Annotated in this window: 13 protein-coding genes; 7 read left to right on the forward strand and 6 right to left on the reverse strand. The window is 46.0% G+C overall.

The annotated features are described in order from the left end of the window. Positions 1-265: 265 nt before the first annotated feature. Together J0895_RS10200 and cysK are read right to left on the reverse strand one after the other, a co-directional pair. The gene (locus J0895_RS10200; RefSeq protein ID WP_207087994.1) at positions 266-568 is read right to left on the reverse strand and encodes a hypothetical protein; all 303 of its coding nucleotides are present in this window, start codon (positions 566-568) and stop codon (positions 266-268) included. A 250-nt stretch (positions 569-818) separates the two neighbouring features. Further along, positions 819-1,781, reverse strand: coding sequence for a cysteine synthase A (cysK, locus tag J0895_RS10205; protein WP_207087995.1), 963 nt, complete (start codon positions 1,779-1,781; stop codon positions 819-821). Positions 1,782-2,397: 616 nt separating this feature from the next. On the opposite strand from cysK, the gene J0895_RS10210 reads away from it, so the two are divergent. From J0895_RS10210 to J0895_RS10225, 4 genes are all read left to right on the forward strand, one after another. Continuing rightward, positions 2,398-3,414 (forward strand): ATP-binding protein, encoded by a 1,017-nt coding sequence (locus tag J0895_RS10210; protein WP_207087996.1) that lies wholly within the window; start codon positions 2,398-2,400, stop codon positions 3,412-3,414. Further along, on the forward strand, positions 3,411-3,929 hold the full coding sequence (locus tag J0895_RS10215; RefSeq protein ID WP_207087997.1) for a hypothetical protein: 519 nt from the start codon (positions 3,411-3,413) through the stop codon (positions 3,927-3,929). Before J0895_RS10210 ends, J0895_RS10215 begins: the two co-directional genes overlap by 4 nt. Before the next feature lie 393 nt (positions 3,930-4,322). Continuing rightward, the gene (locus tag J0895_RS10220; RefSeq protein ID WP_340643491.1) at positions 4,323-4,808 is read left to right on the forward strand and encodes a PIN domain-containing protein; all 486 of its coding nucleotides are present in this window, start codon (positions 4,323-4,325) and stop codon (positions 4,806-4,808) included. Then, a complete protein-coding gene (locus J0895_RS10225; protein WP_242541185.1) occupies positions 4,795-5,022 on the forward strand; it encodes a hypothetical protein in 228 nt (75 codons plus the stop codon). Before J0895_RS10220 ends, J0895_RS10225 begins: the two co-directional genes overlap by 14 nt. Positions 5,023-5,324: 302 nt before the next feature. Here J0895_RS10225 and J0895_RS10230 read toward each other — a convergent pair whose 3' ends face one another. Continuing rightward, the gene (locus J0895_RS10230; protein WP_207087998.1) at positions 5,325-6,530 is read right to left on the reverse strand and encodes a phosphoglycerate kinase; all 1,206 of its coding nucleotides are present in this window, start codon (positions 6,528-6,530) and stop codon (positions 5,325-5,327) included. A gap of 194 nt (positions 6,531-6,724) precedes the next feature. On the opposite strand from J0895_RS10230, the gene J0895_RS10235 reads away from it, so the two are divergent. Beyond that, the gene (locus J0895_RS10235) at positions 6,725-7,138 is read left to right on the forward strand and encodes a universal stress protein (protein ID WP_207087999.1); all 414 of its coding nucleotides are present in this window, start codon (positions 6,725-6,727) and stop codon (positions 7,136-7,138) included. 99 nt (positions 7,139-7,237) lie between these two features. Beyond that, entirely contained in the window at positions 7,238-8,101 is an 864-nt protein-coding gene (ylqF, locus tag J0895_RS10240) for a ribosome biogenesis GTPase YlqF (protein WP_207088000.1), read from the forward strand. Positions 8,102-8,131: 30 nt separating this feature from the next. Here ylqF and J0895_RS10245 read toward each other — a convergent pair whose 3' ends face one another. Continuing rightward, on the reverse strand, positions 8,132-9,046 hold the full coding sequence (locus J0895_RS10245; RefSeq protein ID WP_207088001.1) for a calcium-binding protein: 915 nt from the start codon (positions 9,044-9,046) through the stop codon (positions 8,132-8,134). A 130-nt stretch (positions 9,047-9,176) separates the two neighbouring features. After that, complete coding sequence (locus J0895_RS10250) at positions 9,177-10,391, reverse strand: glycosyltransferase (RefSeq protein ID WP_207088002.1); 1,215 nt, start codon at positions 10,389-10,391, stop codon at positions 9,177-9,179. Between the two features lie 177 nt (positions 10,392-10,568). On the opposite strand from J0895_RS10250, the gene J0895_RS10255 reads away from it, so the two are divergent. After that, positions 10,569-10,865: a hypothetical protein gene (locus J0895_RS10255; protein WP_207088003.1), complete on the forward strand. Its 297-nt coding sequence runs from the start codon at positions 10,569-10,571 to the stop codon at positions 10,863-10,865. Between the two features lie 210 nt (positions 10,866-11,075). Here J0895_RS10255 and J0895_RS10260 read toward each other — a convergent pair whose 3' ends face one another. Further along, positions 11,076-11,678, reverse strand: coding sequence for a fasciclin domain-containing protein (locus J0895_RS10260; RefSeq protein ID WP_207088004.1), 603 nt, complete (start codon positions 11,676-11,678; stop codon positions 11,076-11,078). Positions 11,679-11,786: the final 108 nt, after the last annotated feature.

Consider the following 11,786-nt stretch of genomic DNA (forward strand, 5'->3'; position numbering starts at 1 on the left):
ACGAATACAGACTTTAGCCAAGCGAGACTGCGTGGAGCAATGGTGAATATTTCAGACCTACTAAACAAAGCAATCTTGACAGGTACGCAAATGCCTGATGGTAGCATTCACGATTAGGCAGTTCCCGAAAAATTTTCCAATTCTCCAACAGAAAGAGGCGATCGCTCGCCTCTGTATCAAAAACATCTTTAATAATACCCTGATTCACCCAGGGGATGAACTCGATGGATTCACCTTTCCCCTGGGAGGCGATCGCTTCTTTTGGTTACTGCGGCGTATGGTTTTGATGGTTTTGATGGTTGTGGGCATCTTCTCCGCCGCCCATCATGCCACCGCCCATCATGCCGTGACAATGTTCCTGCATTTCTTGCCTTTCCTGCATTTGCGCCCTCATTTCCTCTATCTGCACCCTCATTTCCTGGTGCTGTTGCTGCATTTGTTCTGGAGTCATGGGGCGGGCCGGTGCAACGGGTCTTTGTGCGACTAAAGGACTTGCACTGACGACTAAAAGAGTCACACCTGCGGCGGCGGTTCCTAGGACGGTTTTGGTGAATAAACTTGCGTTCATTTCGACTTCTCCATGGCTTAATTTTTTCCTGTTAAACTCATGATAAACCCTCCCCTTGAGCGGAGAGTCTAGGGGTTTTCACAATTCTTTACAAACTGGTGAAGATGACATTGGGGCGATCGCTTCCAGAGAGTTCTCAGGTCCCTGTTGTCTGAGTTTGATGTCCCCTAGAGTAACCCGGCACCCTGACACAGAAATCGGGTTTCTGGGTTAGAGTGCCGGGTTCAAGGGAAAAATAAATAAACCGAGATTAACTAATCGCCGCTGCCTCTTGGAGTTCTGGATCTTGGAATAGAGGCGTGCTCAGGTAACGTTCCCCAAAACTCGGCTGAATCATGACAATCAGTTTACCTTTATTTTCTGGCCGTTGAGCGAGGCGGATAGCGGCGCATAAGGCGGCACCCGAGGAAATACCGGAGAGGAGACCTTCTTCTCGGGCCAAACGACGACCGTAGGCCATTGATTCATCATCGCTGACCGTAATGACTTCATCAATGAGTTCGACGTTCAAGACATCAGGAATGAATCCCGCGCCGATGCCTTGAATTTTGTGGGGACCGGCAGATCCGCCAGAGAGGACGGGACTGTTGGTGGGTTCAACGGCGATCGCCTTAAAACTGGGTTTGCGCGCCTTGAGGACTTCCGCCACTCCGGTTAAAGTCCCGCCAGTTCCGACCCCAGCTACCACAAAGTCTACGGTACCATCCGTATCTTCCCAAATTTCTTCGGCTGTCGTCTCCCGATGAATCTGCGGATTAGCGGGGTTGCTAAACTGTTGCAACATATAGGCATTCGGGGTACTGTCTACAATTTCTTGAGCGCGAGAGATGGCCCCTTTCATGCCCATATTCCCCGGAGTCAATTCGACCTTCGCCCCATAAGCGCTCAACATCAATCGGCGCTCTTGACTCATGGTTTCTGGCATCGTTAGAATCAGTTTATAGCCCTTGGCGGCAGCGGCCATTGCCAGGGCAATTCCAGTGTTTCCCGAGGTTGGTTCCACTAATACGGTTTTTCCTGGAATAATTCTGCCCTGCTCTTCTGCGACATTAATCATATTGACGCCGATGCGATCCTTAACGGAAGCAGCGGGGTTCATTCCTTCTAATTTCACCACAATTCTAGCCACACAACCTTCAGCTTGGGGAATGCGGTTTAATTCGACTAAAGGGGTGCGACCGACGAGTTCGGTAATATTTCGAGCTATTTTCATGACTTCACTGAATGAATAGGTTTAGTGGGGCTATTGACTGTTGAGAACGGTGTAGCGCCCGGTTGCACTCACCGATTGCAGTGGGATTCCCTTGGGGGATTTTTGATCTGAACCCGACTCCAGTAAACGCTTAAGAATGGGGCCTGGTCAAGGTTGATGTAATAAAACTTTACTCATCAAACGTCTCAGTATGTGAGAAGTGACTGCTAAGTTTTGATAACTGAATCAATCCAAACCCTGTTTCTCTAAAGTGTATTGGAGTCATCGTGAACCTGTAAAATGGCAAAACATTATTATAGCGCGATTTGGAATGATTTTAGTTTGGGATTAGGGCGATCGGTCTCCATTTTCATTGCTTTTTGCTAGAATTAAAGGCTAAATTGGGTCAATTTCTATCAGCGCTTTATTGGCTCCTTCATATTTAGGCGGGTATCCCCGAGTTCAATGATTTGTACAAAAGCAATTATGAGGATTCCTCGACAATTCGAGGATGAATCGGCGGGTTATCATAGTAGGGTACAATTGAAGGAGTACAAATTACTAAGAAGGAAGCAAAGCTATCCCTTCAGATTACAATAGTTTGATGTAACCGATGCGATTTTAAGGAACAGGACCGATGATCAATAGCTTTGAACTCAAGAACTTTGGGCCCATTCGGCAGCTTGCCTGTCCCACGGCCAGCCATATTAACCTAATTATTGGAGGGAATGGCACAGGAAAAACTATTTTACTGAAAGCACTGTACACCGCAATGCGAACCCTAGAAGACTATAAACGAGGTAACGAACCCCGGAGTGCTTCGGAAATTTTATCTGAAAAACTGTATTGGACTTTTGAGGTAGACAAAATAGGTGATTTAGTCCGAAAAGGAGCCGATGCACCCCTATTTTTTCAGCTTACTTTTAAGGAAAATTTGTTTTCTTATGAATTTGGCAAAGATACCAATCGCACCATTAATCACCTAGAAAATCAGGTTTCACCCCGCGAAAGTAACTCAATTTTTTTGCCACCAAAAGAAATTCTTTCTCTCCAATCCTTGATTTTACAATCCCGCGAGCAAAGTAAAACTTTTGGCTTTGATGATACCTATCTGGATTTAGCACGGGCCCTGCGATACTTTCCCACAAGGGGCAGAAATTATGCGGAGTTTGCTCAGTCAAGAACAAGCTTAAAAGATATTATAAATGGCAAGATTGAATACGATAGATCCTCGGAAATTTGGCAGTTCAAAAAGGGGAATCAACAGTTTTCAATTGGGGTGACAGCCGAAGGGATTAAAAAAATTTCTATTCTCGATACTTTACTGGAAAATCGTTATCTTGATCCTGATTCTATTATTTTCATTGACGAACCAGAAGCGGCTTTACATCCCACGGCAATTTCAAAGTTTCTTGACATTGTTGCGATGTTAGCAGAGAAAGGAATCCAATTTTTTATGGCAAGTCACTCTTACTTTGTCATTAAAAAACTGTTTTTAATTGCTCAGAAAAAAGATGACCTTTCCATTTCTATCCTTTCTGCAGATGAAGAGACTTGGAATACTGCTAATCTAAAAGAGGGTTTACCCGATAATCCCATTATCGATGAATCAATTCGGTTATATAAAGAAGAAGTAAGGTTGGCACTGGAATGAAACTGGACCCTATTATTGAGTCGGGCATGAACTTTGGACCTTATCCAGAAGGACATTGCTTTTATATTGAGAAAAGTAAAACCTATCAAGCCATTCAAGCGGATGTGAAAATGGCCGAGTTCCTTCTGCTGCCTGATCTAAATAAAGCGTCTGTCTGGATTGTTGAGGCCAAATCGAGTTCTCCACGTCCTGAAACTCAACCCAACTTTGATGAATTTATCCAAGAAATTTGTGACAAACTCACAAATGCAATGGCTTTATGTATTGCAACTTGCCTCAAACGCCATGCTTCTACCTATGACGAATTACCTGTTACCTTTCAGTCTCTTGCCTTAGAAAAAACTGAATTTCGCTTGATATTGGTTATCAAAGGACATCGGAATGACTGGCTACCCCCACTACAGGATGCACTGAAAAAAGCGCTCAAGCCTACGGTACAAACTTGGAAATTATCTCCAACTTCGGTGGTCGTCCTGAATGATACGATCGCCCGATCGCAAGGATTGATCCGCTAAAATTTGTAACCGTTTAACCATCCGGGTTAAAGTAGGAGTAATTGATAAATTACCCCTACTCAACTCCTGAAAGAGGCGTGACCTCTATCAGGCAGCGTTACACCCTAGGACTGGGTATAAAACCCGGTCTAAACATCACAAAGCTTAGGCTTCATCTAAGGCTGCAACTCCGGGGAGTTCCTTGCCCTGTCATTCCTGCATAAATCAGCTTCTCTATACTTTTTGATTAGGTTAACTTACTTATGAACTTTTTTGTTAAAATCAGAATAAATCTTTAAAAAAAATTCAATTTTGAATCAATCTTAAATAAAATGGCTCCGCTGACCCATAATCAAGGATTTAATTCAGTTATATAATGGCACTCAGTCCCATTACTGACTCGAACATTTTACGGTGAATCCCCAAGAGGCAGTTCCCCGATCGCATGAGGATAATGATATAATGCGGCTTTACCTCGATACCAGTGCTTACAATCGCCCCTTTGATGACCAGTCTCAAGTTAAGATATTCCTAGAAACCCAGGCGGTCCTACTGATTTTACAACTGATTCAAGATCAGCAGGTGGACTTAGTGAGCTCCAACGTTTTAGAATATGAGAATAGCCGAAACTCTGATTTGGAGAGGGCACAATCCGTTGACTTTTACCTGAGTCTTGCCACGTTCCGGCAAATCGCTAACGAGTCGATTCGACAACGCGCCCAAACCTTAGAAAAAACTGGAATCAAAGCAATTGATGCCTTGCACGTTGCCTGTGCTGAAGCGACCCATAGCGATTATTTTATAACCTGTGATAAACGATTAATTAATCGGTGTAAAAGCCTAAATCTGCCAGTCATGAATCCCGCTGATTTTATTTTGGAGATGGATGATGAAAATTAAGAGACAAACCGACAAACAGGTTATTCAACAAGCCTTAAACATCTTATCCAATCACCTTGACCCATCGAATTATGCTCGGTTTGTAGCAGCTTGTCAACTGGGAGAAGGGGATTATTTAAAAACAAAAGACCAACTTTTTACCCCTGAAACCGTTGATAGTCTTTATGAAAAAATCCAGGCTTTTGAGACAGTTAAAAATGAATCCCAACCCTAATATTTAAGGTTTTTGGCCCAGGGTTAAAGTAGGGGTAGTTCATCAATTACCCCTACTCAACTCCTGAAAGAGGTATCCTCTATTCAGGCAGCGTTACACCCTAGGACTGGGTATAAAACCCCTAGCCCTGTCAAGATTGTATTTGTAGGGGCGCAATGAGCCTCAAGAGGGTTTGGAGACCAAACCCCTACATCAGGGAGAGGGTTTGGAGACCAAACCCCTACATGAAACAACGATTTTTCGTCATTAAATTTACCACCTTGACAGGGCTAGTATAAAACCCCTTGTACAAATAGCAAAGCTTAGGCTTCATCTAAGGCGGCAACTCCGGGGAGTTCCTTGCCTTCGAGTAATTCTAAGCTGGCACCGCCGCCGGTGGAAATGTGGCTCATTTTATCTGCCAATCCGACTTTTTCAACGGCTGCCACGGAGTCGCCACCACCGATGATGGTGGTAGTACCTGTGGGAGTCAGTTCAGATAAAGTATGGGCGATCGCCTCAGTCCCCTTGGCAAATTTGTCGATTTCAAACACACCCATCGGTCCGTTCCAAATCACCGTCTTGCAATCCGCCAAAGCTTCTTGGAAAGTTTTCACAGAATCAGGACCAATATCCAATCCCATCCAACCATCAGGGATATTCTCAACGCTGACAATTTTCGTATTGGCATCGGCACTAAATTTATCCGCAATCACCACATCCGTTGGCAATAACATCGCCACACCGCGTTCTTTTGCCTTCGCTTCCAATGACTTGGCTAACTCTAGCTTGTCATCTTCCACCAAGGAATTCCCCACGCTGATTCCCTGCGCCTTTAAGAAGGTGAAAATCATCCCGCCACCGAGGAGCAATTTGTCACACTTCTCTAACAAGGTTTCAATGACGCCAATTTTGCTAGAAACCTTGGAACCGCCAATAATCGCCGCTAAAGGACGCTGAGGGTCTTCGATCGCCCCTTTGAGATATTGCAGTTCTTTCTCCATCAAAGACCCGGCAACCGAAGGACTCAGATAATGAGTCACCCCTTCGGTAGAAGCATGGGCGCGGTGGGCTGTTCCAAAGGCATCATTCACATACAAATCTGCCACGGAAGCCAGCTTTTTCGCAAATTCAGGGTCGTTTTTCTCTTCCTCGGCATAGAACCGAACATTTTCCAGTAAGGCAACTTGGCCGTTTTCCATGCCTTTGACCTTGTTTGCCACCTCATCCCCAATGCAGTCATCGCATTTGATGACTTCTTTGCCGAGTAATTCCGAGAGGCGCTTGGCAACTGGGGTGAGGCGCATTTTTTCATTCACTTGACCCTTGGGACGCCCGAAGTGACTGCACAGAATCACCTTGGCCCCTTTGCCCATTAAATCTTGAATCGTCGGCAATGCTGCCCGAATCCGGGTATCATCGGTGATGTTACCCGCATCGTCGAGGGGTACATTGAAGTCAGCACGGACTAACACCCGTTTACCGGATAGGTCGGAGGCTGACAAATTTGCTACAGTTTTCTTGGGCATGAATATCCCTCCTAATTGCGTTTTTTGGTCTGTTTTCTAGAAAATCGGCTTATAGCGCGTGGGATTTAACTCCTGCGCTGAGGCAGTACCCCAAAACTGACGCCATGAATGGCGTCGAGATAGATGAATCTCTATCTATCGAGAAGGTTTGCCGTAAACATTTTATCGTTGAGTGCGTCCTAAACACGGCTACTATGTTTAAAACTGTTCTTTTTCCAATCGATGAAAGTCGCGAGTCCCGTGAAGCTGCGGATACGGTGGCCCAAATGGTCAAAACTTTCAATTCGCGCTTAATTTTGCTGTCCGTGAATGAGGTTCCGGTGGAGGGCGAAGAACCCCCACCCCCTGAACGAGTGATGACTCCAGAGGCGATCGCTGAATTACTCAAAAATGCTCAGGGGATGTTTTCTAAGGTAGGCATTGAAGCGGAAATTATCGAACGGGAAGGAAAACCCGCCTTTATCATTTGCGATGTAGCCGATGAAATTAATGCGGACCTCGTAATTATGGGCTGTCGCGGGATCGGGTTGACGGAAGAGGGTCTCGCCGATAGTGTCACCAACCGCGTGATTAATCTAGCCCCTTGTCCGGTGTTGATTGTCCCATAGAGAACGTTGTTTCCCCAGTTCGGTGTCACGACTGAAGTTGTAACGCTGAACTGGCCTAGGTGACTGTCTCCCCCATCCTTCTTTATCAAGTATCTTAAGATGACAACTCCTGACATTCAGTGGTATCCCGGCCATATTTCTAAGGCGGAAAAACAACTGGCGGAACAATTGAAGCTGGTGGATGTGGTTTTGGAGGTCCGAGATGCGCGGATTCCTTTGTCTACCCATCATCCCCAGGTGCCGCAGTGGGTGGGGAGTAAAAGCCGGGTTTTGGTGATTAATCGGGTGGATACGATTTTGCCACCCCTGCGCGATCGCTGGCATCTGTGGTTTCAACGCCAAGGAGAAACGCCCTACTTTACCAATGCTCAAGATGGGACGGGGGTTAAGGCTATTTCCAAGGCGGCAAAGGAGGCGGGAATTGCCCTGAATCAACGTCGTCTCGATCGCGGGATGCGCCCTCGCGCTGTGCGGGCGGTGGTGATTGGGTTTCCCAATGTGGGCAAATCGGCGTTGATTAATCGCTTAGTCGGGCGTCGCGTGGTGGAAAGCGCCCGTCGTCCTGGGGTGACGAAGCAATTGCGGTGGGTGCGGATTTCTGATGAACTTGAACTTTTGGATGCCCCTGGGGTGATTCCGAGTAAGTTAGAGGATCAAGAAGCTGCTTTAAAGTTAGCCATTTGTGACGATATTGGTGAGGCAGCTTATGACAATCAGCGGGTGGCGTGGGCATTTGTGGATTTGGTGAAAGAAGTTGAGGAGATCGCCCAAGGACTAATTTCACCCAATGCTTTGCGATCGCGCTATAAAATTGACCCCCGCCCGATTACGGGGGAAGATTATCTACATAATTTTGCTGAATCCCGATATGAAGGAGATGTGGAACGGGCGGCGCGGCAAATTCTCAATGATTTTCGCAAGGGTTTGTTAGGTAAAATTCCCCTAGAATTGCCGCCGGAGTAAGAGTTCCACAATTGCGATCGCCTGGAAAAATTACCCGAGGGCTAGAATCTCGGGCGGCACTGGGGTGATCGCTCTTCGCAGTTCGCTTTCGGTAGCATTCAGGACAAAGGCTAATACTCTACCTGTGGATTCTTGTTGAATTAATGTTCCTTCTATCTGTCCATTTTCATTCGGATCCAGTTGGCCTAGGGATAATTCTCCTAACACCAAAATATCATCGGTAGTATAGGTTTGCAAAATCGTGAGTTCGGTTTCTAATTCCCGAGTCAATGGTTCAAAAACTAAATCATTGAGTGTTACGTCTCCGGTGAGTCCAATGCGATCGTTATTAAAATCCAAAATAATATCCGTTTGTTCGGGATTGGTCGAGGCGGCATCGGTGCGAAGGACAAATAAATCTGTACCACTTCCCCCCACCATGCGATCGAGTCCGAAATCACCGATTAGGGTATCATTTCCTTCCCCACCTATCAGCAAGTCGTTGTCTTGACCCCCTCGCATGAGCTCGTTTCCTCGACCCCCAACGACTAAATCATCCCCTCGATTGCCATTGAGAATATCATCCCCTTCTTCTCCATAAACGGCATCATTATCCTGTCCACCGCGCAAGGTGTCATTACCTGCTCGACCAAATAATATATCTTTGCCCAAATTGCCGTTAATCAGCTCATTGGAAACCGAACCGATGACGGTATCATCCCCCGCTAAAGCTCTGACTCCCCCTGGACTTTCAGCGAGTTGTCCGGCACTGAGCCTAAAATCATCGGGACGCAGAGGGTCATCCCGAAGGTCCAGAAAGTCCTCCGGGTTCAGTCCATCACCGGGGGGAAGTGCCGGTGTCGGGCCCGGTGTCGGTCCCGGAACCGATACCGGATCGGGTTCTTCTGGGATCAGTGTACTCAGGCAACCACAGGCTAAATCTCCGGGTAAAACTCCAGCTACCATCTGTTTTCCTCCCTGTTGAAACTCACGTTATTGATTTTTTCTATTGTATGGCCTCATCCCTAATCATCCCTCTTTGTGCCGAATTTTCACAACGAGAGGACAATAGTTTTCACGGGATTTGAGCGTTTCCTCAAATTTTAAATCCCATGTCTTTTAAACTTTGGCGCAACGCTGGACCTGCCGGGGATTTACGTTTTTCATAGAGGGAAACTGCCCTGCGAAATGCTTCTAATCCATCTAAAATATTGCCGCCTTTGAGTAAGGCAACGCCCAGATTTTGGTACGCTTCGGCATAGTTGGGATTGAGTTGAATGGCTTTTTGATAGGCGGCGATCGCATGGGGAATTAGCTTTTTCTCTTTCAGGGCAATTCCTAGATTAAAATAGGCCGAACTCAAGGATGGGTCAATTTGTAGAACTTTCTGATAGGTGGCGATCGCCCCGGTGATATTTCCCGTTTCTAACAGGAGGTTCCCTAAGTTGTTATACGCCCCCAATTTGATGGGTTCTAAAATCGGCAGGGCAGTGGCTTTTTGATACTGCGCTTTCGCTTTACTCAGTTTCTGTTTGCGCGTATAGGCTATTCCCAAATGATAATGTAGTTCATACACAACCAGGGATTCTAACCGCGTACTGGCGGCTAATCCGAGTTTTAATAACTGCATCCCCCGTTTAATCTCTCCCGTTTGGACATACAATGCCCCGAGTTTGCTGCAAGTATAGGCGTCGTTCGGATGGGCGGCGAGATAAGATTCCATTGCTTCTCTGGCCCGGGTCAATTTATCTCGGGAGGCGATCGCTTCAGCTTGATACCCTTCATGTAAAATTGCTACCTCCATCAATGAACCCACCTGCCATTGATTGGATTGCTGCTGTAACATCTGTTGTACACTATCATCAATCATAGCATGATAGGGCCGCTCAAACTGGATTCCCGGTTGATTTCTAAACAAGCGGGAAACCAGGGAATAAGGCGATTGTTGCGCGCCGATTTCTTGGCGGATTAAGTTCATTAAAAGATAGGGTGTGGGTTGGGTGTTGCCACTTCCGTTGATTAATTCTTTGATTTGGGGGACAACTTCTGGGGTTAACACTTCATCCGCATCTAAGACGAGAATCCAGTCTCCTTGGGCGTATTTGAGGGATTCATTTCGCGCGGCAGCAAAATCATTACACCAGTCGAAGTGATGAACCTTCGCCCCAAACTCCTGGGCAATTTCTACGGTGCGATCGGTGGATCCGGTATCCAGAACCACCATTTCATCCACCAAATCCTTGACGCTGCCCAGACATTTGGGAAGGGTCGCTTCTTCGTTTTTGACAATCGTGCAAAGACTCAGCTTCATCGGAAAACATTTAAGGCTAAGGGTTCAATTTTATTGTACTGGTAGAGACCCCGTAATGGTAGTCTGAGTTGAGGGCAGTGGCGATCGCTAACTCCAACAGACCCGAGAAGAGAACAGTCGCCCCAAGGCGGATGGATTGGTTTATACTGAGACAGCAGAGCATGAAGAGGTAAGAATGTGGCAGAAATTATTCTCAAAACGGATAATCCAGCCCGAGTGACTGAACTGATTAAAAGAGCGATCGCTGCTGAAATAGCCCGCATTGAAAAAAGTCTGAAATTCACAAAAAAAAGACTGTCTTATTTTGAAGATAAATATAACCAACCCTCCAATCAGTTGAAAAATAGACTGAGGGCAGAAGATATGGATGGGGGAGATTTGGAATATTTAGAATGGGCGGGAGAATATCAACTTTTTTTAGATTTAGAGGAACAAATTAAAGTCCTCAAAGGCTTAGAATATGTCAATCCATAACTCCAATTTTTACTTCAGATTCTGATTGAGTTACAGTAGCCCGGATGGAGGGCGATCGGCACTCCAGTCATCCAGTGAGAACCCTGTTAGGACATTTTCATGGGAAAATAGGGAGTTTAACGCTCTCATTTCACAGCTAAACTCCCAACAAAACTGACTCAATCGTTGGCTGTAATTCAGTCAGTTTTGCCACCTTTATGGCAATTTATGTTACATTTGAGGGGGCAGAATTACTTGGTCAATCACATGAATTACGCCGTTACTTGCTTCGATATCGGCTTTAATTACGGTAGCACTATTGACCATAACGCTACCCTCATCCACCGTCACATTGATGGAACGCCCTTCAATGCTGGGAACTTCCGTCGTAGTCAAATCCCCAGACATGACTGAACCCTCTACCACATGGTAGGTTAAAACTTGAACCAAAAGAGCGCGGTTTTCCGGTTGCAATAATTGCTCTAAAGTGCCTTCGGGTAAAGCCGCAAACGCCTCATCGGTGGGGGCAAAAACGGTGAAGGGACCCTCACTGGATAGGGTTTCCGTTAAACCGGCTACTTCTAAAGCAGTAGTTAACGTCTTGAAAGATTCGCTACTGGCAGCAATTTCAGCAATTGTCTGTTCATTCATTCCCATTGTGCTCCCGGGGGTTTCCGTCACAGATTCCGCGATCGCCTCTTTAGAATCCGTCATCGTATCGGCTGTGGTTTCAACACCTGCTACCACTGGCAATCCCATCAGTAAACTTGTCCCTGCAACACCCAAAAAGAGAGCAACTTTTTTGTTGAAACCGTTCCAAATTTTAGACTTCATCAGGTCTGTCCTTAATATGTGAAGAATCGATATTTCGATATATGAAGTAATGTTGCACGATGGTTTTCGATTTGACCACTCCATCAAAAAAATTTGTCAAAATTCCTG

This window comes from Phormidium pseudopriestleyi FRX01, assembly GCF_017313335.1.
Taxonomy (GTDB): domain Bacteria; phylum Cyanobacteriota; class Cyanobacteriia; order Cyanobacteriales; family Laspinemataceae; genus Laspinema; species Laspinema pseudopriestleyi.